Source organism: Rhizobium sp. 05N430 (genome assembly GCF_056396985.1).
Window position 1 is genome coordinate 190963 of sequence record NZ_JBFTMO010000007.1, and the last position, 23310, is coordinate 214272.

The following is a 23310-nucleotide window of genomic DNA, read 5'->3' on the forward strand; positions in this document are numbered from 1 at the left end:
AGGAAAGCCGCGATGCGATATCTGTGCCAGGTGTGGTTCGAGCCGTCGGTGCTCGAGCGCATGACGAATGAAGAAAAGCAGACGCTCGACCGAGATTCGGCGGCCTATGACCGCGACCTTGAAGCCAGCGGCCACATGATCCATGCCGAAGCTCTGCAGCAACCGGGCGCTGCGGTCACCGTCAAGGTCCGCAACAGCGAGATGTCGATAACCGATGGCCCCTATGCCGAGACCAAGGAACAGCTCGGCGGCTTCATCCTCATCGAGGCGAAGGATCTGAACGACGCCATCCGGGTTGCCGCTGGCATTCCGCTTGCCAGATATGGCAGTATCGAAGTCCGCCCGATCCATGATTTCAAGAGCGGCCTTCGGGAGGCGACGCCATGAAATTTCTCTGCCAGATCTGGTTCGATACCGAGAAGAGCAAGCTCGTGCCCCAGGAAGAATGGGATGTGCTGACGCAGAAGTGCATCCTCAGCGACAACCGATGGCGCGACAGCGGCCATCTGATCACGGCGCTGGCACTGCGCGATCCGGAAACCGCGGTTACGGTGCGGGTCCGCGATGGCGCTTCGTCTGCGACCGACGGGCCGTTTGCAGAAATCAAGGAGCATCTCGGCGGCTTCGTGCTGATCGAGGCGAAGGATATGAGGCAGGCCACCGAGATCGCCTCGGCCTTCCCGATCGCCGACTATGCCTCGATCGAGGTCCGGCCCGCCTATTCCATCCAGGACAGGGAGTGATCCGATGCGCTACGTCTGCCTGATCTACAATTCGGCCGATAGCGACGGGACGCTGACACAGGCCGAGACGGACGAATTGATCAAGGCGCATGTCAGTTTCGACGAGGAGCTTCGCAGCAAGGGCGTGATGATCCATGCCGATGCGCTGGAGATGCCTAACAAGGCGACAGTGCTGCGCGTGCGCGACGGCACGCTTCATGCGACCGACGGCCCCTATGTCGAGACCAAAGAGCATCTGGCCGGCCTCTACATTATCGAGGCAGCCGACGACCACGCTGCCCGGCGGATTGCCGCGCGCATTCCCTCCGCCCGCTTCGGCGCGGTCGAACTGCGGCCGGTGCGGACGCTTGTGATACCGGAGTAGCACTTGGAGACCGCAATCGAGGAGATCTACCGCACGCAGTCGCGCCGGGTTCTGGCAACGCTGATCCGCCTGCTTGGCGATTTCGACCGGGCGGAGGAGGCGCTGCACGACGCCTTTGCGGAGGCGGCACGCAGCTGGCCGCGTGACGGCGTTCCCGGCAATCCCTCCACCTGGCTGATCTCGACAGGTAGATTCCGGGCGATCGATCACATCCGCCGCCGCGCCCGTTTCGATGCGTCGGCGAAGGACATCGAAGACAGCCTCTACGGCGCGGCGGAAACCATGGAGGCTGGCGAGATGGACGCGATCGGCGACGACATGCTGAGGCTGATCTTCACGTGCTGTCATCCCGCCATCCCCGCCGACGCGCAGATGGCCACGGCGCTGCGGGAAATCTGCGGATTGACGACGGAGGCGATCGCCCATGCCTTCCTGGTTCCGGCGCCGACGGTGGCACAGCGCATCGTTAGGGCGAAGAACAGGATTCGCGCAGCGAAGATCCCCTATGAGGTGCCGGAGCGCGATGCACTGCCCGAACGGCTGGATCGCGTCCTGCATGTCATCTATCTGGTTTTCAACGAGGGCTATTCGGCCTCATCCGGCAGCGAGATCGTCCGCGCCGATCTGACCGGCGAGGCGATCAGGCTCGCCCGGCTGATGATAACGCTTCTGCCGCACCCCGATATCGAGGGACTGCTGGCGCTGATGCTGCTGCAGAATTCCCGCCGGACAGCGCGGCGCGGCGCGGATGGCGGCCTTGTCCTGCTTGCAGATCAGGACCGGGGCCTCTGGGACCGGAAAGAGATCGCCGAGGGCCTCGATCTGCTCGGCCGCGCCATGGCGCATCGGGAGATCGGGCTTTACACCGTGCAGGCGGCGATCGCCGCGGAACATGCCAAGGCCGGAACGCCCGAGGCAACCAACTGGCGGCGCATTGCCGCCTATTACGACCTCTTGATCGCGGCACAGCCCTCACCCGTTGCCAAGCTCAACCGTGCTGTGGCGATCGCCATGACCGAAGGCTATGCGCGCGGGATCGAAATCATCGACGGCATCCTGCAGGCGGGCGAACTCGAAACCTATCACCTGGCACATTCCGCCCGCGCCGATTTCCTGCGCCAACTCGGCCGCAGGGAAGAGGCAATCGGCGCCTACCGGCGCGCACTGTCGCTCTGCCAACAGGAGCCGGAAAAGCTGTTCCTCAGACAGCGGATATCAGAGCTTGCGGCGGCGGCCGAAGGGCAGTGAAATGGCTGTGCCTGTGAGAGCCGAGACGATGATCAGCAGATGCGCATTGACGCTCGCCTGCGCCAAAGCGGCAAGCGCTGCCTTTTCCCCGGAGGCACCGAAGGCTACAGCGCCGGCGGTGATGCCGGCTGGATAGGTGCCGACCCCGCCTGGTGCATGAACCGGAAGTACAGAGGACAACTCCCCCCCCAGCGCGCCGCCGAAGCTTGCCGCCAGCGGCAGAACGCCCATGAGGCTGAGAGCCCAGGCGAGAACCAGCACCTTCACCAGCCAGTTCACGGCTGTCATCGCCCAGGCACGGGCAAAGGCGATGCCATTGACCGGAAGACCGTTTTCGATCTCGGCTAGAAAGCCCTGAGCTTTCTTCGGCGCCAGCTTGAAGCCCAGACGCAGCAGCGGCTTGCGAACGGCAAACGCGGCAACCGGCAGAAACAGGAAAGCGGCCCAAATGATCCATACGATCAAGGCGTTGCCGGCCTCGCTTGCAAAACCGATTCCGGCTGCCGCAAGCAGTGCATGAAGATCGAGAAGCCGCATGACGAGCAGCGCGGAGGTGCCGCGGGCGAGCGGAATGCCGAACTCCGTGCGCATCAGCAGAGGGAAGCTGGTCTCGCCGCTCCGGAACGGCAGCATGATATTCAACAGATTGTGGATCTGCGTGACGCGGAACAGGGTGCGGAACTGGCCCGCGGTTTCGCGTGGAAAATAATCGAGGATGCGCCAGGTGCGCAGGAAGTAGGTGCTGGTCAGCAGAACCAGCGCGATCAGGATCGGCAGCACGCCGACGGCAGCCCATTGCGCCAGGATCGAGGACCAGCCCCAGAACCATTCGATGAAAAGCGCATATGCTGCGACAATCACGACGGTCAGCAACGTCATGCGATTGCGTGCGAACCAGGATTGTCGGCTAGCGCCAGCCGGAGAGTTCATGTAGTAGGCATCCTGACTTTCGCGGCCGAAACAGCCGCCTGCTTGGCCATGACGGGCCTTTTAGGAGCAATAAGAGTTGCAGACAATGTCAGAGTCGCTCGTGAGCGCAAATGATACCGGTKCACCGCTTGAGCTTTCGCTCGTGGTACCGGTATTCAACGAAGAAGAAAGCGTCGGCCCGCTCGTCGAGCGCATCGTCGAAGCCATGGCCGGTTATGCGAGCCCGTGGGAACTGATCCTCGTTGACGACGGCAGCACGGATGCGACCCTGGTCAATGCGCGCCACTATGTCGGCCGCAACGGACTTGCTCTGCGCATCGTCGCACTGCAGCGCAATTTCGGCCAGACGGCCGCCATGCAGGCCGGCATCGACGCCGCGCAGGGCCGCCTGATCGCCACGATGGACGGCGACCTGCAGAACGATCCGAAGGATATCCCTTCGATGGTCTCCGAGCTCGAACGCCGCGAACTCGACCTTTTGGTCGGCTGGCGCAAGAACCGCCAGGATGGCCTTCTGCTGCGCAAGATCCCCTCCTGGTGCGCCAATTACCTCATCGGCCGCATCACCGGCGTGAAGCTGCACGATTACGGCTGCAGCCTGAAGATCTATCGCGCCTCGATCATCAAGCAGGTCAAGCTGATGGGCGAGATGCACCGTTTCATTCCGGCCTGGGTCGCCGGCGTCGTGCCGAGCTCGCGCATCGGCGAAATGCCGGTCACCCATCACGCTCGTCAGCATGGCGTATCGAAATACGGCATTTCCCGCACGTTCCGGGTGATCCTCGACCTGCTCTCGGTGATGTTCTTCATGCGCTACAAGGCGCGGCCCGGCCACTTCTTCGGTTCGCTCGGCCTCGGCTTCGGCGCGATCGCAGCCCTGATCCTGTTTTATCTGTTCGTCGACAAATTCATCATGGGCCACGACATCGGCACCCGCCCGATGCTGATGGTCGGCGTCGTCTTCCTGCTGTCCTCGGTGCAGCTGATCACCACCGGCATCCTCGCCGAAATGATCGCCCGCACCTATTACCGCGACGACGCCTCGCCGAACTATATCGTCCGGCAGATCTTCGATGGAAACGAAGCTTGATCCATCAATGACCACTTCAGGTCAGGCGAGGACAACAACGGTTCCCGCCTGGCTGTTTGCCCTGCTCGCTGCCTACTTCGCTGTTCACGTTGTCGTTCGCCTGATGTTGCCAGCTACGCTCGGCATTGACGAGGCCCAGCAGGTCTTCCGCCTGCAGTGGCTTGCCGCCGGCTATGGCGAACAGCCACCCTTCTACAATTGGCTCCAATACGCGGTTTTCTCCGTCGCCGGTGTTTCCGTGGCAACGCTGGCGATCGTCAAGAATGCAATGCTGTTCGGTGCCTATGTCTTCTTCGCGCTGACGGCACGGATGTTGCTGCATGACCGGATGCTTGTCGTGGCCGCGACTCTGGGTCTGCTGACGATCCCGCAGGTCGCCTTCGAGATGCAACGCGATCTGACACACTCGGTCGCCCTGTTCTTCGCAAGCAGCATGTTCATCTACGGGTACGTCCTGACGCTGAAGCGCCCGAGCCTTGCCTCCTATGCGCTGACCGGCTTCGCAATCGGCATCGGAATGCTGTCCAAGTACAATTTCCCGCTCCTGCCGGCTGCCGCTTTTCTGGCAGCGCTGACCGGCAGCGGCATGCGGAAACGCATCTTCGACCGGCGGCTGCTGGTGACTGCTGCAATCGCGATCGCTTTGCCGTTGCCGCATGCGCTATGGCTGAAGGATCATCTGACGGCAGCATCCGAGGGAACGCTGGGCAAGCTGACGGAGAATGATGCCGCAAACTATCCGTTGCAGCTGCTGGCCGGGATGGGCTCGTTCGCAGAGGCTATCGCCGGATTTGTATTGGTCACCGCGCTGATCTTCGCAGTTACGTTCCGCAAAGCCCTGTTTAACAGCCTTACTGCCTCGTCACGCGACATCGCGCTCGTCGAACGCATTCTCTTGTTTTCGGCGGTCGCCATTCTCGCTCTGATCGTCTTCGGCCACGCCACCAACATCAAGGGTCGCTGGCTCATTCCGATTCTCTTCGTTGCTCCGCTCTATCTGTGCATGAAGATCGAGGAGACCGGCGTTGATTCATGGCCGGGCGTGCAGCGGCTCATGGCCATCATCGTCTTCGTGATGGCCGCTCTGCCGATCGCCATGGCCGGGCGGATCGTGACTGCGGGTCTCACTCACAATTACGAACGTGGCAACGTCCCCTATCGCGGCCTTGCCGAGATCCTCAAGGCTCAGGGATCGCCAGGACTGATCGTCGTCACCAAGGACTGGACCGGCGGCAATCTCCGGCTTCAGTTTCCCGATGTCACCGTGATCTCGCCGCTCTACCCGCCAGGCGGCACGAAGATTGACGCCGCGGAAAACCAGCCAATGCTTCTCGTATGGAATATCGAAAGCAAGGATCAGCCGGTGATCCCGCTGAGCCTCAGGGAATGGCTCACATCGCAGAAGATCACGCCTGCCCCCCAGGCTGTCTCTGTCGACGTGCCCTATCACTATGGGGCCGATGGCGACACCTATCGCTTCGGTTATGCCTGGGTGGACGGCTCGCGGAGCCGCTAGCTCCGCAACTCCTTCCACGCCGCATCAAGCGCGATCTTTGTGATCCTCGCCATCTCGTCCACCTCGGCGTGGCTGATCACCAGTGGCGGAGAGGCGAGCATGCGGTCGCCGGTGGCGCGAAGGATCAGGCCGTTGGCGAGCGCGTGGTTGCGCACGAGGGAGCCGATGGCGTCGGGCTTTTCGAAGCGGGTGCGGGTCTTCTTGTCCGAAGTCAGCTGCAGCGCAGCCATCAGGCCGACGCTGGCCGCTTCGCCGACGAGGTCGTGATCGGCCAGTGCGTTCCAGGCCCTGGCGAAATAGGGGCCGATGTCGTCGCGGACGCGCTCGACCAGCTTTTCCTCTTCGATGATGCGCAGGTTTTCGAGCGCGGCGGCGGCGCAGACCGGGTGGCCGGAATAGGTGAAGCCGTGGTTGAAATCGCCGACATCGTTGATTAGCACGTCTGCTATGCGGTCCGAAACGAGCACCCCGCCGATCGGCAGGTAGCCTGAGGACAGGCCCTTGGCGATCGGGCAAAGATCGGGCTCGACGCCATAATATTGATGGCCGAACCATTCGCCGAGGCGGCCGAAGCCGCAGATCACTTCGTCGGTGACGAGCAGGATGTTGCGCGCCTTGCAGATGCGGGCGATCTCCGGCCAGTAGGTTTCCGGGGGCACGATGACGCCGGCCGCCCCCTGGATCGGTTCGGCAACGAAGGCTGCGACATTCTCCTCGCCGAGTTCGTCGATCTTCGCGTCCAGCTCGCGGGCGACCTTGAGGCCGAATTCGGCCGGCGAGAGATCGCCGCCTTCGGCGTACCAGTAGGGCTGGCCGATATGGACGATGCCGGGGATCGGCAGGTCGCCCTGCTCGTGCATGTACTTCATGCCGCCGAGGCTGGCGCCTGCTACCGTCGAGCCGTGGTAGCCGTTCTTGCGGGCGATAACGATCTTCTTGGACGGCTGGCCGACGGCGCTCCAATAGACGCGCGCCATGCGGAACCAGGTGTCGTTGGCCTCGGAGCCGGAGCCGGTGAAGAAGACGTGGTTGAAGCGCGGCCCGGCATGGGCGGTGACCTTCTCGGCGAGCAGCGTCGTCGGCGTGCTCGTGGTGCCGAAGAAGGTGTTGTAATAGGGCAGCTCGTTCATCTGCCTGGCGGCGGCGTCGGTGATTTCCTTGCGGCCATAGCCGACATTGACGCACCAGAGACCGGCAAATCCGTCCAGATATTTCTTGCCGCTGCTATCCCAGATATGGACGCCTTCGCCGCGCTCGATGATGCGCGTGCCGCCGGCATTCAGCTTTTTCATGTCCGAGAAGGGATGCAGATGATGGGCGGCGTCGAGGGCGGCGAGATTTGAGCGCTGGTAAGTATCGGACATGATTTGCGAAACACCTGCAGAGATTGAAAGGATCTTCCCAATGGGTTACGACCTTGGCCTGCTCAGAGGGGATTTTCAAGATCATGACGGCTGACAAGATGCACGGCAAAGCTGCGGCTGACGAGCCCTGGGTCGAAATCATGCTGGTTGGCATGAACGGCGACCTGCGCGGCAAGCGAATTCCACTCGACGCGCAGAAGAAAATCTGGGCGGGCGACGTGCGCCTCCCCTCCTCGACGCAATCGCTCGACATATGGGGCGACGACAATGACGACATTACCGGCCTGTCGCTGTCGATCGGCGATCCCGACGGAAACTGCATTCCCGACAAGCGCAGCCTGGCACCGATGCCCTGGGCGCCGGAGGGATCGATGCAGGTCTTGGCGACGATGCACGAATTCGACGGCACGCCGAGCTTCATGGATCCGCGCGCAATCCTGTCTTCGGTCCTGAAGCGCTATGACGAACGCGGGCTGACACCGGTGGTGGCGACCGAGCTGGAATTCTACGTGGTCGAACAGGACTGGCTGGAGACCGGCTATCCCTCGCCGCCGAAGAAGCTCACCTATCGCGGCGAGCCGAACGGGTTCCAGCTCTACGACATGAGTGCCACCGATGCGCTCGACGATTATCTGCGGACCGTGCGCAGCTATGCGAGCGCACAGAACCTGCCTGCCGACGCGACGACGGCGGAATTTGGCCCCGGGCAATTCGAGATCAACCTGCTGCACCGGCCGGACGCGCTGGCGGCTGCTGACGACTGCATCTACCTGAAGCGCATCGCCGAGCAGGCCGCGAGACGACACGGTTTGAAATCGACCTGCATGGCCAAGCCCTATTCCGATCATGCCGGCTCGGGCCTGCATGTGCATGCCAGCATCATCGACAAGGACGGCCGCAACATCCTGGATGCCAAGAGCGGCGATCCGAAGCGTCTGAAATCCGTCACGGCAGGCATGCTGAAGACGATGCGCGAGGCGCAGCTGGTCTTTGCGCCCTTTGCCAATTCCTACCGCCGCTTCCAGCCGGGGTCCTTCGCGCCTGTCGACCTCACCTGGGGATACGGCCATCGCGGCACGGCGATCCGCATTCCGGATATGAACGGTCCGGCGGCGCGTGTCGAACACCGGGTCGCGGGTGCCGACGCCAATCCCTACCTGCTGCTTGCCGCCATTCTCGGCGGCATGCTGCTCGGCCTCGACGAAGAGCTGGATCCCGGCGTCGAAACCACGCCATCGCACGTGCCTGAAAATACCGAGCGCCTGACGCATGATTTCCTGACCGCGGTCGAAGCCTTCCGGGCGTCGCCCTTCATCAAGGACGTGTTCGGAGAGGGCTATCAGAAGCTCTATGGCGATACGAAATACAAGGAAGCGCTGATCTCGCTGCGCACCGTCTCGGATTTCGACTACCGCACCTACCTGCCGCGCATCTAGACTAAGCGGCAGGCTCGCGGCGATCAGTCTCGTGCTTTTGCGCGGCCAGCCCCTGGCGGACGAGAACCTTCAGCTCGCCCGGATGCAGCCGCAGCCGGATATCGCGCGCCAGCGGCAGCAGTTCGCCGTCCATGACGCAATTGGCCTTTGCGCGCATCTTCGGGAAATGCAGGTTCACTTCAGCCGGATGCATGACCATGATGTCGGCATTGTCGCGAACCTTGCCGCGCAGCATGTCGAAAGCGAGCTTGGCGACGCCGAGCGGCTTCAGCGGCTTGGCGGTGTAGAAGCCCAATTCGCCGCTGCGCAGATCGTCGGCATAAAGCAGCGCATTCTCGCCGAAGGGATTGTTGGAAACTGATACCGCCGAGACGCGGCGCCGTTCCCTGACGCCCAACGCCTCGAACTCGACCTCGAATTCGGGCGGGTTCATCACTACGCCGAGGGCAGCACGGGTGCTGGCGCGCATCTTTCCAAGCCGGGAGCGGAAACTGTAGGAATTGCGGTAGCGCACCATGCGGGCATGCAGCCCGGCTGAAAACTGGTGGATGAAGGGCCGGTCGTTGGCGCTGGCGATATCGACATTGTCAACCTCGCCATAGGCCAGGACGTCGAGCGCCTGCCAGATATCGAGCGGCACTTTCAGCGAGCGGGCGAAGAGGTTCATGGTGCCGGCCGGGACGACGCCGAGCGCCACGCCGTTCTTCCACGCGATAGACGCGGCCGCCGAGATCGTTCCGTCGCCGCCGCCGGCGACGATGCCATCGATATCGTCGCGGCGTGCTGCCCGCTCCATGGCGGGAACGATTTCCTTGCCGGGAAAGACGATCGCCTCGAAATCGTGGCCGGCTTCGCGGAACGTCGCCTCGGCCTTTTTCTCGTAGGCTTCCATATCTGTCGTCCGGAACGTCCCGCCATCCTTATTGAAAAAACCGACAAGCTTCATGCAGCGTTCCGTTCCCCGTGACACATCCCACCGATGTCACAGCTACAGATGGTCGCTAGCTCAATGATTTCAAGCGGCAAGGCTGTCGGGCTCACCACGGCCACACAGGAGAGGAATGCTAATATAGCAATGGACGTATGCACATAGCAGGACGCTGCACTGCAAAAAACGCACTCGACGCTCTAGAGCCAATCAGGGATAGAATGCAGAATGGAGGCACGTACCTCCCTTCCCGCCATAGACAGGCCGACTTCCGCGCTGAACGCCCGGAATGAGAAGCCTTTGAGACATGCCCAGGAGCTCCCGTGAGCCAGATTGCCGTAAACGATTCTATTGATGCACCCGTTGCAGAAGCGCCGTCGCCGATGGCGGTCGCGCTGGTGCAGCTGGCGCTGGCATGCGGCGGCTTCGGCATCGGCACCGGCGAATTCGCGATCATGGGCCTGCTGCCGAATGTGGCGAGCACCTTCTCCGTTACCACGCCGCAGGCGGGTTACGTGATCAGCGCCTACGCACTCGGCGTCGTCATCGGTGCGCCGGTGATTGCGGTGCTAGCTGCCAAGATGGCGCGGCGCTCGCTGCTGCTTCTGCTGATGGGCATCTTTGCGATCGGCAATATCCTGAGCGCGATGGCCCCGACCTTCGAGAGCTTCACCCTGATGCGCTTCATCACCGGCCTGCCGCATGGCGCCTATTTCGGTGTCGCGGCGATCGTCGCTGCCTCGATGGTGCCGGTGCACAAGCGGGCCCGCGCCGTCGGCCGAGTCATGCTCGGCCTGACGATCGCCACGCTGCTCGGCACGCCACTCGCCACCTTCTTCGGCCAGTCGCTGGATTGGCGCGTTGCCTTCACCACGGTCGGCGTCATCGGCGTCGTGACGGTGGCGCTGATTTGGTATTACGTGCCGCGTGACCAGGTTGCCGAAGGCGCCAGCTTCATGCGCGAACTCGGTGCCTTCAAGCGGCCGCAGGTGCTGTTGACGCTCGCCATCGCCGCTGTCGGCTACGGCGGCATGTTCGCGATGTTCAGCTACATCGCCGATACGACGATGAAGGTTGCGATGCTGCCCGCCAGCATGGTCGCCGTGATGATGGTGCTCTTCGGCATCGGCATGAATGTCGGTAACGTCCTGGGATCCTGGCTTGCCGACAAGTCGCTGATGGGCACGATCGGCGGCTCGCTGATCTTCAACATCGTGGTGCTCAGCTGCTTTTCGCTAACGGCTGCCAATCCCGTGATGCTGGCGGCTTGCGTCTTCCTGACAGGTTGCGGCTTCGCGGCAGGCCCTGCCCTGCAGACGCGCCTGATGGACGTGGCAGCCGACGCGCAGACACTGGCCGCCGCCTCCAACCATTCGGCCTTCAACATCGCCAACGCGCTCGGCGCCTGGCTCGGCGGCCTCGTCATCGCCTGGGGCTATGGATACGCCTCGACAGGCTATGTCGGCGCCTTCCTGTCGTTCCTGGGGATCTTCGTCTTCGCCGCGTCGCTACGCCTGGAGCGCCGCAGCCGGAACGCCTGAGGCTTCGCGCAATTCCATGCCATCGGGCCGGCAGAACACATGTTCGTCGCCCCAGGCAGCCAGGGCCCTGATCACCGGCTTCAGCGTTTCACCGAGCGGCGTCATCGCATATTCGACCCGCGGCGGCACGACCGGATAGACTTTTCGCGAGATCAGCCCGCAGTCTTCCAGTTCCCTCAACTGCTTCGTCAGCATGCGCTGGGTAACGGCGGGCAACTTGCGGCGCAGTTCGTTGAAGCGCAGCGTTCCATCCATGAGGTGGAACAGGATCACGCCCTTCCACTTGCCATCGAGAAAGCTCAGCGTCGCCTCAACCGGACAGCCGGGGAAATTCTTCGTCAGCTTGGCACGGGGCAGCGACATTTGACGGTATCCTTTTGGGTACTACGTACAGAATTTGTGCATTCTTGCGCATCTTGAACATAAGACGCATTTAGCCTCTGTGCAACGAATACAGGAGTTTCCCATGCGCGCCGTCGCCTACAAGACGCCCCAGCCCATCGCCGCCGAAACCTCGCTCGTCGATGTCGAGCTGCCGGTGCCCGAAGCCAAGGGACATGACCTGCTGGTCGAGATCAAGGCGATCTCCGTCAACCCCGTTGACGTCAAGATCCGCGCCAACGTCGCCCCGCCCTCGGGCGAGCTCAAGGTGATCGGCTGGGATGCGGCCGGCGTGGTCAAGGCCGTCGGCCCTGACGTGACGCTGTTTCGCCCCGGCGATGAAGTCTTCTATGCCGGCTCGATCACCCGCCCGGGCTCGAATGCCGAATTCCATCTCGTCGATGAGCGCATCGTCGGCCGCAAGCCGAAGACGCTCGACTTTGCCGCAGCCGCCGCCCTGCCGCTGACCTCGATCACCGCCTATGAAGCGCTGTTTGACCGGTTGAAGGTGCAGGATCCGGTCCCGGGTGCGGCCCGCTCACTGCTCGTCATCGGCGGCGCCGGTGGCGTCGGCTCGATCACCATCCAGATCCTGCGGGCACTGACCGATCTGACGGTTATCGCCACGGCGTCACGGCCGGAGACGCAGGCCTGGGTCGAGGAACTCGGCGCCCATCACGTCATCGATCATTCCAAGCCGATCGCCGCGCAGGTCGCTGCGCTTGGCCTTGGCGCACCGGGTTTCGTCTTCTCGACGACGAATACCGACCAGCATCTCGCCGACATCGCCGAGGCGATCGCGCCACAGGGCCGTTTCGCGCTGATCGACGATCCGAAGGTGCTCGACATCATGCCTTTTAAGCGCAAGGCGAATTCGGTGCATTGGGAACTGATGTTCACCCGCCCGATCTTCGGCACGCCCGATATGATCGAGCAGCATCATCTCCTGAACAAGATCGCCGAACTCGTCGATGCCGGGAAAATCCGCACGACGCTGACCGAGACGGTGGGCACGATCAATGCGGCAAACCTGAAAAAGGCGCATGCGATGATCGAGACGGGCAAGACGAAAGGCAAGGTCGTCCTGGCCGGATTCTGAGCCGGAAGCGCGCCTCGCAATATCCCGTAAATCATGCCTTGAAGAATGCCGCGCTTAATGGTGCGGCATTCTGCCATTAACCGCATATCCCAGTTGACTTTTTTAGCGTTCGGGACCACCTAGATCACACGCGCGCAGCAGCAATTGCCGGGCGCGGATATCAACGGAGCCATCATCAAGATGCCAAGCGACAGTAGCAGTCGATTGCCTTTGCCGTACGCGGCCGTTTCGCGCTGACCTGGTAGCTCCGGGCTCGCCCGATCGGACGCTACGGCGGATCGACGGAAAGGCGAGCTAATGAACATCAATCGCTTCCCCCTGCGGGCCGGCAATGCCGCGCGCGCTTTCATGACCAACAATAAAGTTGCGACCATCGCCGAGCGCGTCGAGTCGTTGAATTCGCTCGCCCCTGCCGAGGCAGCCCGCATCTTGTCGAAGATGCCGCAGGAATATGCCGTCAACATCCTCGACCGGCCGGAACTGCGCCATGCCGCCGCGATCCTCGGCGTCATGGATCGCGCCGATGCCGCGCGCCTGCTGCACGGCATGTCCAACGACCGCGTTGCCGACGTCCTGCTGGAACTCGACATCGATACCCGCACCCGGCTCTTCAACAGCCTCGAAGAGCCTGTTCGTGTCGCCATCCAGCATTTGATGGGTTATCCGCCCCGCACCGCAGGCAGCATCATGACGACGGAGTTCGTCAGCGTGCCCGGCAACTGGACGGTCGAGCAGACGCTTGCCCATGTGCGCCATGTCGAGCGTTCGCGCGAAACTGTCTATGCCATCTATGTGCTGGATGAGAATTCCGGTGCGCTGATGCATGTCGTGACGCTCCGCCGGCTGATCACCGGCGAGCCCGATGCCTCGATCCTGACGGTCGCGCAGAAGGGGACGCCGGTTGCCGCCAACGCACTGATGAAGCAGGAAGACGTGGCACGGCTGATCCGCAAGCACGACCTTCTGGCGCTGCCTGTCATCGACGATCACGGCCTGATCCTCGGCATCGTCACCGTCGACGACGTGATTGATACGATGATTGCCGATACGACCGATGGCGCCCAGCGTTTCGGTGGTATGGAAGCCCTCGGCAAGCCCTATATGAAGATCAGCTTCGGCGGCATGATCCGCAAGCGCGCCGGCTGGCTTTGCGCCCTGTTCCTCGGCGAAATGCTGACGGCAAGCGCCATGCAGCATTTCGAAGGCGAGCTTGAGAAGGCCGTCGTGCTGACGCTGTTCATCCCGCTGATCATGAGCTCGGGCGGTAATTCCGGCTCGCAGGCGACGTCCCTGATCATCCGGGCGCTGGCCGTTGGCGAGTTGAAGCTTTCCGACTGGTGGCGGGTGCTGCTGCGCGAACTGCCGACCGGCATCGTGCTTGGCGCCATCCTCGGCCTCGTCGGCATGACACGCGTGTTCTTCTGGCAGACGGCCGGGCTATACGACTATGGCCCGCACTGGATCCTCGTCGGGTTCACGGTCTTCTCGGCGCTGATCGGCATCGTCACCTTCGGCTCGATCTCGGGCTCGATGCTGCCGTTCATTCTGCAGCGCATGAAGCTCGATCCGGCCACGGCATCGGCCCCGTTCGTCGCAACGCTGGTCGATGTCACCGGCCTGGTGATCTACTTCTCGGTCGCCCTGCTGATTCTCACCGGGACGCTTCTCTAGAGGCGATCGGCAGGCACAGCGGCGTGCCGTCAACCGGATGCGGCACCACCGCCGCATCCACTCCGAACACGGTCTTTATCAGCTCCGGCGTCAGCAAGGCGCCGGGGCTTCCGGCCGCGTGGATGCCGCCATCGGCAACGGCGATGATATGATCGGCATATTGCGCCGCATGGTTCAGGTCGTGAACGACCATGACGACGGTGCGGCCGCTGTTACGGTTCAGATCGCGCAGCAGTTCCAGCACTTCCAGCTGATGGGCGATGTCGAGATAGGTGGTCGGCTCATCGAGCAGCAGGATCGGTGTTTCCTGCGCCAGCGCCATGGCGATCCAGGCGCGCTGGCGCTGGCCGCCGGAGAGCCGGTCGAGCGGGCGCGCAGCGAGATCGGCAAGGCCAGTGGCGGCAAGCGCGCCATCGACGATCTCCTCGTCACGCGCGCTGGTGCGCGACAGCATGCCCTTGTGCGGGTGGCGGCCGAAGCGGCAGAGCTGGCGGACCGTCAGACCATCCGGCGAAACCGGGCTCTGTGGCAGGAGCGCAAGCTTCTGGGCGATCGCCCGGCCCTGCATCGCCGATATTTCCTTGCCGTCGAGATAGACGGTGCCAGCCTCCGGCGCAATGATGCGGCCGAGCGCTTTCAGCAGCGTGGACTTGCCGCTGCCATTGGCGCCGATCAGCGCCGTGATCTTGCCATCGGGAATGGAAACATCGATATTCTCGAGCACCCTGATGGCTGCGTATCCAAGCGTCAGCTTTTCTCCGGTAAGGCGTGATTGGGCGGCGCTACTCATGGCGGCCGGTCTCCTTGATGAGCAGGAAAATCAGGTAGGGTCCGCCGATCACGGCGGCGACGATCCCGGCCGGGATCTCGTTCGGCAGGGCAATGAGGCGTCCCGCGAGATCGGCAGCCGACAGCGCCAGTGCGCCCATCAGTGCGCTCAATGGCACCAGATGCCGGGCGCGCGGACCGACGAGGAGCCGGGCGGCATGCGGCGCCAGCAGGCCGAGAAATCCCATGCTGCCAACGCTGGCGACGGCCCCGGCGCAGAGCAGCACCGAAACGACGATCAGGCCGCCGCGCAGAAGCGCCGGCGACATGCCGAGGCTGATGAGCGTCTCATCGCCAAAGCCGCTGGCATCGAGACGTGCGGCGGCGAAGAGGACGAGCGGCAGGCAGGCGATAAGCCAGAGGCCAAGGACCAGAACATCGGCCATCGAACTGCCGTAGACGCTCCCGGCAAGCCAGACCATCGATTGGTCGGCACGGGTCGGGAAGATCACCATCACATACTGGATCAGCGCCTGTGCCAGCATGCCGAGCGCCACGCCCACCAGAGCCAGCGCCGCGATACCGCCGCCGAAGGTGCGGCCGATCAGCAGCAGCAGTCCGGCACCCAGGATCGCGCCTGAAACGACACCGGCCGGGATCGCCCAGATGGCCCAGGCAGGCGGCGCCATCATCCCTGCCAGGAAGGCGCCGAGCCCGGCGCATTTGGTGATGCCGACGACATCGGGAGAGGCCAGCGGATTGCGCAGCGCGCCCTGCAGGAAGACACCGGCCAGACCGAAGGACGCCCCGGCGAGGATGGAGACGGCGACGCGCGGGGCGCGGTATTGCATGACGATGAAGGCATTTTTGCCGCCACCGATGCCATCCAGCACCTGGCCGATGCTCAGCGTCACGGCGCCGACAGTCATGCCCAGAATGGCGAGGACGGCAATGAGAACGGCAACGGTGATGCAGACCGTCAGCGCCCGCGTCTCTTTTCCGGCGAGTGTGCTCATCTGACCCTCTGGCGCCAGAGGATAAGCAGGAAGGCCGGCGCCCCGATCAGCGCCGTGACGATGCCGACGGGCATTTCCTGGGGATAGGCGGCAACGCGGCCGAGGAGATCGGCGGCGTTCAGCAACAGCGGCCCGGCGATGGCGCTGAGCGCAATCAGCGTCAGCTGATCCCCGCCGACAAGCCGCCGGATGATATGCGGCACAAGCAGGCCGATGAAACCGATCGGGCCGCTGACGGCAACAGCGGAACCGGCCAGGACGACGATGAGAAAGGCCGCCAGCCCGCCGACGCGGCGGGCATTCTGCCCGAGCGACAGGCCGGTGGTCTCGTCCAGCGCCAGCACGCCGAAATGGCGGCCGGCCAGAAGTGCGATTCCGCCGCCGATAAGCGTGAAGGGCAGGATGATCCAGACTTTCTCCCATTGCGCGCCGTTGATCGATCCGGCGAGCCAGTAGACGATATCCTGCGCGGCATTGTTGGCGATCAGGATCGCCTGAACGAGGGCTGCAAGTACAAGCTGAATGGAGATGCCTGCCAGCGCCAGCTTCATGTCATTCATGGCACCGGAGACGGAGAGCGCCCACATGGCGAAGCCGACTGCGGCAGCACCTGCGAATGCCGGCCATACCGTTCCGGCACCGCGCAATTCCGGCAGGGCGATCAGGCAGAGAACGATGACCAGCGAAGCCCCGGCATTGATGCCGAAGGTTTGCGGCGAGGCGAGCGGATTGCGCGTCAGCGTCTGGATCAGCACACCTGCCACCGCCAGATTTGCGCCGATCATCACCGCCAGCAGCGCCCGCGGCAGGCGGACGTCCCAGACGAGCGCGCTATCGGGGGAGCCATCCGGCGACACAAGCAGCGACAGCGCATGCCGTACCGGCAGTTCCGAAACGCCGAAGGAGACGGCAGCGACGATGACGGCGGCGAGCGCCATCAGCAGCAGGCAGCCGAGGGCGACCGGCTGCAACCGTCCCTGCCCCGCCATCGCTGCTGCCTTGCCGCCCACCAGCGGTTACCCGGCCTTGTAGACTTTGGCGAGGATTTCACCAGCGATCATCTCGGCAGTCTTCAGACCGCGGAAGCGCGAGAACTGGTTGCGGTCGACCTCGAAGATGTTGCCGCTTTTGACAGCCGAGATGTTGGTGAAGGCGCTGTTGCTCTTCCACTGATCGAACACCGTGCCGCCGGCATCGGTGGCAACCAAGAAGACGTCGGGATTAACGGCGATCAGACGCTCAAGGCTGGCGCCGCTCTCCACCGCATCCGTCGAATCGATTGCCGGTGTCAGGCCCATGGCCTTGAATACCGAGCCGGTGAAGGATGCCGATGTGTGGAGGCTCATGGAATCGGCATTGGCGACGGCGAGCAGGAAGCGGCGCTTCTCGCCTGCCGGGATCTTGGCAACGAGGGCTGCGATCACCGCATCATGATCGGCAACCGCCTTTTCACCCTTCTCCTTTTCGCCAAGCGCATCGGCGATGGTCACCACGCCTTCCTTGATCGTCTGGTAGCTGCCCTCCCAGCTGTTCAGCACGATCGTCGGCGCAATGGCGCTCAGCTGCGCGTAGATTGCCGAATGGCGGAGTTGGTCGGCGATGATCAGGTCTGGTGCGAGCGCGCTGACGAGCTCGAGGTTCGGCTCAAGACGCGTACCGACGGAGCTGTACTCGACCTTTTTGCCGAGCAGCTGCTCGATGCGCTTTGGCTGGTTGTCATCGGTGATGCCGACAGGCACGACGCCGAGCGCATCCAGCGACTGGACGAAGGAGAATTCGAGCGCGACGATGCGCTGCGGCTTGCCGGTGATTTCGGTCGAACCCAGGAGATGCGTGATGGTGCGTGCGGCGTCATCGGCCAGCGCCGGAGCGGCGACAGTGGCTGCGGCGGCAGCGCCAAGGAGAAGGCCGAACTGGCGGCGAGAAATCGAATTCTGAAACAGGCTCATGTCAAACTCCCAGCTGAAAACAGCAGCGGGGCGTTGATCCCCGCTCTCAAATTTCCGCTACAGAATTGACGCCGACACTTCAAGTAAAGTTTACAAAAATAATCACCTTATTTTGCGTCCGGCAATTTCAGGGCTCCGTGGGTCTTCATGCTGCGGATCGCGAAGTTCGACCGGATGTCGCTGACGTTCGGCAATGTCAGCAGCGTCTCGGTCAGCAGACGCTCGTAGGCCGCCAGATCCTCGACCACGACCTCGGCCAGGAAATCAGCGGTGCCCGATATCAGGAAGCAGGAGACGATTTCGGGAATGGCAAGGAGCGCCGCCTGCTGCGCCTCGGAATTCTCGCGGGTGTGGTGCGCCACCTTGAACTCGACGAAGACGGTGAGGCCGAGGCCGACTTCCTTGCGGTCGATGTCGGCACGGTAACCGCGGATGACCCCCGATTTTTCAAGGTTGCGGATGCGGCGAAGGCAGGGCGACGGCGAGAGGTTGACTTTCTCGGCAATCTCCACGTTGGTGGCCCGCGCATCCTCCTGAAGGCACTTCAGAATGGCGATATCGAATTTATCGAGATTTGGCATATCCGCTCATTTCCAGCGACCATATTGGCATATCATTGCTGATACCACGATCTGGAAGCCATAGATAGCAAGGACATGCCCCGGCCTTCCGGCCTATCCTTTTCTCAACCGGACATGATCCGGACGTGCGGAGGATAGCGCGATGACCAGCTTCATAATCACCAATGAAAAGTCTCCTTCCCTCATTCCCGGGTATATCGGCGGAACCGTCACCGTGCTTATCTGGGCGTCGTGGTTCCTGGCGACCCGCCACAGTGCCGCCACCCCGCTCGGCTCGCTCGATATCGGGCTGATTCGCTATGGCATTCCGGCGCTGGCGCTGGCGCCGGTATGGTTGAAAGCAGGGTTATTGCCGAAGGGCGTGCCGCTGCATCTGCTGGCGCTGATGGTTGCCGGCGCCGGGGCCGCGTTCTTTCTGCTGACGACGCTGGCGATCCATTCGACACCCGCCGCCTCGTCCGGCATCCTGCTCGGCGGCTCGATGCCGCTGGCGACGGCGCTGATCGGCATCGTCATCTTCGGGGAGCGGCCCGACCTGACCCGCAAGCTCGGCCTTGCCGCGATCGTCGGCGGCGTGTTGATCCTGCTGCTGCGCAGCCTGTCGGATGCCTCGCTGCCATGGACGAGCTTCGTGCTGCTTCCGGCCGGCGCCGTGCTCTGGGCAAGCTATACGCATGCCTTCCGCCGCAGCGGTCTCAGCGCCCTGCAGGCCAGCGCGCTGATCGCCATCTGGTCGTTCCTGATCATCGGTGTGCTTGCTCTGATTTTCGGCACCTCGCTTGCCAAGGCGAGCACCGCTGATATCGGCCTGCAAGTGCTGAGCCAGGGCGTACTCTCGGGCCTCGTCGCGATGCTTGCCTATGGCACGGCGGTCAAGACGCTTGGCGGCACGCAGGCTGCGGCCTTCACGGCGCTGACGCCCGTACTGGCAACGATCGGCGGAAGTGTGTTTCTGGGAGAGCCGGTCGGTATTGCCGAAATTTCCGCCGCTGTCATGACGGGCATCGGCGTGGCGCTCTCGACCGGGATTGCCGCCAGACGGCATTGAATGGATCGAACGATAAAAGCCCGGCATTGCCGGGCTTTTCCGTTCAGGCCTGGATGACGATGACCTTGGCGCCCGGCAGCACACGATCATAGAGATCGATGACGTCGTGGTTCAGCATGCGAATGCAGCCGCTCGACATGGCAAGGCCGATCGATTGCGGCTGGTTGGTGCCGTGGATGCGGAAATGGGTGTCGTTGCCACCGCGGTAGAGATACATGGCCCGCGCCCCGAGCGGATTGTTCGGGCCGCCTGGCATGCCGCCGGCGAGCTTGCGGTAGCGCGCCTCACGGCGCTGCATGTTTTCGGTCGGCGTCCAGGTCGGCCATTCGGCCTTGCGCCCGACATAGGCGTTGCCTGCCAGCGCCAGCCCTTCCCGGCCGACACCGACGCCATAGCGCATCGCCTGGCCATCGTCCAGAATGTAATAGAGGCGGCGGGCGGGCGTATCGACGACAACCGTTCCCGCAGCTTGATCCGAGACATAAGCGACCTGCTGACGGCGCAGGTCCGGATCGAGCTTTTCGAGCGGCATGGCCGGAAGCGGAAATTTCTCCGCCGGAAGCGCTGCGTAATTGGCGCGATGATCAGGACCGCTGGAAGCGCATCCCGCCAGAAGAGCGGAGAGGCCCATTACGAAGCCACGGCGGGAGATCTGCATTCAGACGGTCCTTAACATCAGGTTGATACCCTGAAGTTAAGGAAAACATGGTTAATACGCGGTTAAACAGATGCCGCGCGGCGCAACAAGTAAGGCCGAAAAGTGGCGATACCGGCAGTTTTCACGGGCATGTGATCAAGTCCCATGCGCCATCCTGAGGTGCAGCCTCACATATTCGGATAGACCGGCCCCTCGCCGCCCTGCGGCGGAACCCAGTTGATGTTCTGGTTGGGATCCTTGATATCGCAGGTCTTGCAGTGGACGCAGTTCTGGGCGTTGATGACGTAGGTTTCCTGGCCGTCCTTCTCCACCCATTCATAGACGCCGGCCGGACAGTAGCGGGTCGAAGGACCGGCATAGATGTCGTGCTCGGAGGATTTCTGAAGCGCCATGTCCTTGACCTTCAGATGAACCGGCTGATCCTCCTCGTGATTGGTGTTCGACAGGAACACCGAGGAGAGACGGTCGAAGGTCAGAACGCCATCCGGCTTCGGATAATCGATCTTCTTGTGTTGTGCCGCCGGTTCCAAAGACTGCGCATCGGTCTTGCCATGCTTGAGCGTGCCGAAGAACGAGAAGCCGAACAGGGTATTGGTCCACATGTCGAGACCGCCGAGGCCGATGCCGATAAGCGTTCCGAACTTGGACCAGAGCGGCTTGACGTTGCGGACCTTCTTCAGGTCCTTGCCGATATCGGTCTTGCGCCATTCGTTCTCGATCTCGATGATTTCGTCATTGGCGCGGCCCCCCTCGATCGCCGCGGCGATCTTCTCGGCGGCCAGCATGCCAGACAGCACCGCATTGTGGCTTCCCTTGATGCGGGGCACGTTGACGAAACCGGCCGAGCAGCCGATCAGGGCTCCACCAGGGAAGGTCAGCTTCGGCACCGACTGGTAACCGCCCTCGGTGATGGCGCGGGCGCCATAGGAAAGCCGCTTGCCGCCCTCGAAGGTGGTGCGGATCGCCGGATGCGTCTTGAAGCGCTGGAATTCCTCGAAGGGATAGAGATAGGGGTTCTTGTAGTTCAGGTGCACGACGAAACCGACGGCGACCATGTTGTCTTCAAGATGGTAGAGGAACGAGCCGCCACCGGCAGCCATGCCGAGCGGCCAGCCGAAGGAGTGCTGCACCAGACCCTGCCTGTGGTTCTCCGGCTTGACCTGCCAGAGCTCCTTGATGCCGATGCCGAATTTCTGCGGTTCGCGATCCTTCGACAGGTCGAACTTGGCGATCAGCTGCTTGGCGAGCGAGCCGCGCACGCCCTCACCGATCAGCACATATTTGCCGAGCAGCTCCATGCCGCGGGTAAAGTTCGGGCCGGGTTCGCCATTCCGCTCGATACCCATGTCGCCGGTGGCGACACCGATGACGGCGCCCTCGTCATTGTAGAGCACTTCGGTTGCGGCAAAGCCCGGATAGATCTCGACGCCGAGCGCCTCCGCGTGGCCCGCCAGCCAGCGACAGACATTGCCGAGCGAGACGATGTAATTGCCGTGATTGTTCATCAGCGGCGGCATGAGGGCGTTCGGCAGGCGGATCGAGCCGGCAGGGCCGAGCACCAGGAAGTGGTCGGCATTCACTTCGGTCTTGAACGGATGATCGCTTTCGGAACGCCAGTCCGGCAGCAGCCGGTCGATACCGATGGGGTCGACGACGGCGCCCGACAGGATATGGGCGCCGACTTCGGCGCCCTTCTCCAGCACCACGACCGACAGTTCCGGATTGACCTGCTTCAGCCGGATCGCCGCAGACAGACCAGCCGGCCCGCCGCCGACGATCACCACGTCGAATTCCATGCTTTCGCGTTCCGGAAGCTCTGTCGTCTCGGTCATGTCGTTCGGTCTCCGCTCGGCCGTCGGCGCGGCCTACATTCCCCAATCTGGGCTAATCTCTTGTCAAAACCGGAAAGCATTGTCGAGCCGGTAAGCGACAGCCAATCTCCCAATTCGCACAATGATTTCCTTCATGCGCATAAACCTATTTAACGTTTACGTTCACGTCAATTATACCGCGTGATTTTCTCGCTGATCCGCTTTTCTTTCCGCCTGCCCGCGCCTTATACAAAGGCACACCATTGGAGGATATCATGGATCTTGGCATCAAGGGCAAACGCGCACTCGTTCTGGCATCGTCACGCGGATTGGGCCAAGGCATCGCGGTCGCGTTGGCGCGCGAAGGCGCGAATGTCCTGCTCTGCGGACGCAGCGGCGAGCAGCTGGACGCCAACTGCAAGGCGATCAATGCCGAGGGCAAGGGCAAGGCCGACTGGATCTGGGCCGACCTCGGCGACGAGAATTTTGTGCAGACGGTGACGTCAGCCGTCAACGACAAGTTTGGCGGCCTCGATATCCTGGTCAACAACACCGGCGGACCGACACCCGGCACCACCGAGGACATGACGGCCGAAAAGCTGGAAACCTATTTCTTTTCGATGGTCCTCCGCGTCATCACCCTGACCAACGCGCTCCTTCCCGGCATGAAGCAGCAGGGCTGGGGCCGCATTTTGACGATCGCCTCCTCGGGCGTGATCGAACCGATCGCTAATTTGGCACTGTCGAACACGCTGCGCCCTGCCCTTGCCGGTTGGAGCAAGACGCTGGCTTCCGAAATCGCAAGCCACGGCGTCACCACCAATCTGCTGCTTCCCGGCAGCATCCTGACCGGCCGCCTCGACGAACTGGATGGTGCGGCAGCAAGACGCACCGGCCGCGCGATGGACGAAATCCGCGCGGAAAAGGAAGCGCGCATTCCCTTCGGGCGCTATGGAAAGGTCGATGAGTTCGCGGCCACCGCAGCATTTTTGTGCAGCGAACCAGCAAGTTACATCACAGGCTCGCTGATCCGTTGCGATGGTGGAGCGGCACGGTCGGTATAGTCGACCGATGTAGCGATCCAGTATATATTAGAGCCGGGCTAATATTACCGAATGTTCATTACGAAAATTTAAGCTGTTATAAACGCTTAGTGATCGTAAGCGGC

At 62.6% G+C, this 23310-nt stretch carries 23 protein-coding genes; 12 read left to right on the plus strand and 11 right to left on the minus strand.

The genetic code is table 11. From position 1 onward, the window contains the following. Nucleotides 1–12: 12 nt before the first annotated feature. From AC1DJO_RS16815 to AC1DJO_RS16830, 4 genes are read left to right on the plus strand one after another with little or no spacing between them, the layout of a single operon-like run. On the plus strand, nucleotides 13–387 hold the full coding sequence (locus tag AC1DJO_RS16815) for a YciI family protein (RefSeq protein WP_477971866.1): 375 nt from the start codon (nucleotides 13–15) through the stop codon (nucleotides 385–387). Continuing rightward, the gene (locus AC1DJO_RS16820; protein ID WP_477971868.1) at nucleotides 384–743 is read left to right on the plus strand and encodes a YciI family protein; all 360 of its coding nucleotides are present in this window, start codon (nucleotides 384–386) and stop codon (nucleotides 741–743) included. Before AC1DJO_RS16815 ends, AC1DJO_RS16820 begins: the two co-directional genes overlap by 4 nt. 4 nt (nucleotides 744–747) lie before the next feature. Then, nucleotides 748–1107 (plus strand): YciI family protein, encoded by a 360-nt coding sequence (locus tag AC1DJO_RS16825; protein ID WP_477971870.1) that lies wholly within the window; start codon nucleotides 748–750, stop codon nucleotides 1105–1107. A gap of 3 nt (nucleotides 1108–1110) precedes the next feature. Further along, nucleotides 1111–2355 (plus strand): RNA polymerase sigma factor, encoded by a 1245-nt coding sequence (locus AC1DJO_RS16830; protein WP_477971872.1) that lies wholly within the window; start codon nucleotides 1111–1113, stop codon nucleotides 2353–2355. Here AC1DJO_RS16830 and AC1DJO_RS16835 read toward each other — a convergent pair. Continuing rightward, nucleotides 2323–3285: a lysylphosphatidylglycerol synthase domain-containing protein gene (locus tag AC1DJO_RS16835; RefSeq protein WP_477971873.1), complete on the minus strand. Its 963-nt coding sequence runs from the start codon at nucleotides 3283–3285 to the stop codon at nucleotides 2323–2325. The genes AC1DJO_RS16830 and AC1DJO_RS16835 overlap by 33 nt on opposite strands. Before the next feature lie 85 nt (nucleotides 3286–3370). On the opposite strand from AC1DJO_RS16835, the gene AC1DJO_RS16840 reads away from it, so the two are divergent. Next, entirely contained in the window at nucleotides 3371–4375 is a 1005-nt protein-coding gene (locus tag AC1DJO_RS16840; protein ID WP_477971875.1) for a glycosyltransferase family 2 protein, read from the plus strand. Nucleotides 4376–4382: 7 nt separating this feature from the next. Continuing rightward, complete coding sequence (locus tag AC1DJO_RS16845; protein ID WP_477972023.1) at nucleotides 4383–5891, plus strand: glycosyltransferase family 39 protein; 1509 nt, start codon at nucleotides 4383–4385, stop codon at nucleotides 5889–5891. Here AC1DJO_RS16845 and AC1DJO_RS16850 read toward each other — a convergent pair. Continuing rightward, nucleotides 5888–7255 carry an aspartate aminotransferase family protein gene (locus tag AC1DJO_RS16850; protein WP_477971877.1) on the minus strand — a complete coding sequence of 456 codons (1368 nt, stop codon included), beginning with the start codon at nucleotides 7253–7255 and terminating at the stop codon, nucleotides 5888–5890. The two genes, AC1DJO_RS16845 and AC1DJO_RS16850, sit on opposite strands and share 4 nt — an antisense overlap. A gap of 83 nt (nucleotides 7256–7338) precedes the next feature. On the opposite strand from AC1DJO_RS16850, the gene AC1DJO_RS16855 reads away from it, so the two are divergent. Beyond that, a complete protein-coding gene (locus AC1DJO_RS16855; RefSeq protein WP_477971879.1) occupies nucleotides 7339–8691 on the plus strand; it encodes a glutamine synthetase family protein in 1353 nt (450 codons plus the stop codon). Nucleotide 8692: 1 nt separating this feature from the next. Here AC1DJO_RS16855 and AC1DJO_RS16860 read toward each other — a convergent pair whose 3' ends face one another. Beyond that, the gene (locus tag AC1DJO_RS16860) at nucleotides 8693–9637 is read right to left on the minus strand and encodes a diacylglycerol/lipid kinase family protein (protein ID WP_112540587.1); all 945 of its coding nucleotides are present in this window, start codon (nucleotides 9635–9637) and stop codon (nucleotides 8693–8695) included. 305 nt (nucleotides 9638–9942) lie between these two features. Here AC1DJO_RS16860 and AC1DJO_RS16865 point away from each other — a divergent pair, with 305 nt between their 5' ends. Beyond that, nucleotides 9943–11160: an MFS transporter gene (locus AC1DJO_RS16865; protein WP_477971881.1), complete on the plus strand. Its 1218-nt coding sequence runs from the start codon at nucleotides 9943–9945 to the stop codon at nucleotides 11158–11160. Here the strand turns inward: AC1DJO_RS16865 and AC1DJO_RS16870 are convergent. Continuing rightward, nucleotides 11128–11523, minus strand: coding sequence for a winged helix-turn-helix transcriptional regulator (locus tag AC1DJO_RS16870; RefSeq protein ID WP_477971883.1), 396 nt, complete (start codon nucleotides 11521–11523; stop codon nucleotides 11128–11130). The genes AC1DJO_RS16865 and AC1DJO_RS16870 overlap by 33 nt on opposite strands. Before the next feature lie 103 nt (nucleotides 11524–11626). On the opposite strand from AC1DJO_RS16870, the gene AC1DJO_RS16875 reads away from it, so the two are divergent. Both AC1DJO_RS16875 and mgtE read left to right on the plus strand, forming a co-directional pair. Next, nucleotides 11627–12640 carry a zinc-binding alcohol dehydrogenase family protein gene (locus AC1DJO_RS16875; protein ID WP_477971885.1) on the plus strand — a complete coding sequence of 338 codons (1014 nt, stop codon included), beginning with the start codon at nucleotides 11627–11629 and terminating at the stop codon, nucleotides 12638–12640. A gap of 297 nt (nucleotides 12641–12937) precedes the next feature. Next, nucleotides 12938–14311 carry a magnesium transporter gene (gene mgtE / locus AC1DJO_RS16880; RefSeq protein ID WP_477971887.1) on the plus strand — a complete coding sequence of 458 codons (1374 nt, stop codon included), beginning with the start codon at nucleotides 12938–12940 and terminating at the stop codon, nucleotides 14309–14311. On the opposite strand, the gene AC1DJO_RS16885 is transcribed toward mgtE, so the two are convergent. The 5 genes from AC1DJO_RS16885 to AC1DJO_RS16905 form a co-directional block, all read right to left on the minus strand. After that, complete coding sequence (locus tag AC1DJO_RS16885; protein WP_477971889.1) at nucleotides 14292–15101, minus strand: ABC transporter ATP-binding protein; 810 nt, start codon at nucleotides 15099–15101, stop codon at nucleotides 14292–14294. The genes mgtE and AC1DJO_RS16885 overlap by 20 nt on opposite strands. Continuing rightward, nucleotides 15094–16095, minus strand: coding sequence for a FecCD family ABC transporter permease (locus AC1DJO_RS16890; protein ID WP_477971891.1), 1002 nt, complete (start codon nucleotides 16093–16095; stop codon nucleotides 15094–15096). Before AC1DJO_RS16890 ends, AC1DJO_RS16885 begins: the two co-directional genes overlap by 8 nt. After that, a complete protein-coding gene (locus AC1DJO_RS16895) occupies nucleotides 16092–17105 on the minus strand; it encodes a FecCD family ABC transporter permease (protein ID WP_477971893.1) in 1014 nt (337 codons plus the stop codon). The genes AC1DJO_RS16890 and AC1DJO_RS16895 overlap by 4 nt, the downstream gene beginning before the upstream one ends. 6 nt (nucleotides 17106–17111) lie before the next feature. After that, entirely contained in the window at nucleotides 17112–18044 is a 933-nt protein-coding gene (locus AC1DJO_RS16900; RefSeq protein WP_477971895.1) for an ABC transporter substrate-binding protein, read from the minus strand. A 107-nt stretch (nucleotides 18045–18151) separates the two neighbouring features. Then, nucleotides 18152–18625, minus strand: coding sequence for an Lrp/AsnC family transcriptional regulator (locus AC1DJO_RS16905; RefSeq protein ID WP_112517147.1), 474 nt, complete (start codon nucleotides 18623–18625; stop codon nucleotides 18152–18154). Between the two features lie 142 nt (nucleotides 18626–18767). Here AC1DJO_RS16905 and AC1DJO_RS16910 point away from each other — a divergent pair, with 142 nt between their 5' ends. Beyond that, nucleotides 18768–19673 (plus strand): DMT family transporter, encoded by a 906-nt coding sequence (locus tag AC1DJO_RS16910; RefSeq protein WP_477971897.1) that lies wholly within the window; start codon nucleotides 18768–18770, stop codon nucleotides 19671–19673. 43 nt (nucleotides 19674–19716) lie between these two features. Here AC1DJO_RS16910 and AC1DJO_RS16915 read toward each other — a convergent pair whose 3' ends face one another. Both AC1DJO_RS16915 and AC1DJO_RS16920 read right to left on the minus strand, forming a co-directional pair. Then, entirely contained in the window at nucleotides 19717–20331 is a 615-nt protein-coding gene (locus tag AC1DJO_RS16915) for a L,D-transpeptidase (RefSeq protein ID WP_477971899.1), read from the minus strand. A 167-nt stretch (nucleotides 20332–20498) separates the two neighbouring features. Then, nucleotides 20499–22163: an electron transfer flavoprotein-ubiquinone oxidoreductase gene (locus AC1DJO_RS16920; protein WP_477971901.1), complete on the minus strand. Its 1665-nt coding sequence runs from the start codon at nucleotides 22161–22163 to the stop codon at nucleotides 20499–20501. A gap of 254 nt (nucleotides 22164–22417) precedes the next feature. On the opposite strand from AC1DJO_RS16920, the gene AC1DJO_RS16925 reads away from it, so the two are divergent. Continuing rightward, on the plus strand, nucleotides 22418–23206 hold the full coding sequence (locus AC1DJO_RS16925; protein ID WP_477971903.1) for an SDR family oxidoreductase: 789 nt from the start codon (nucleotides 22418–22420) through the stop codon (nucleotides 23204–23206). The last annotated feature ends 104 nt before the right edge of the window (nucleotides 23207–23310 follow it).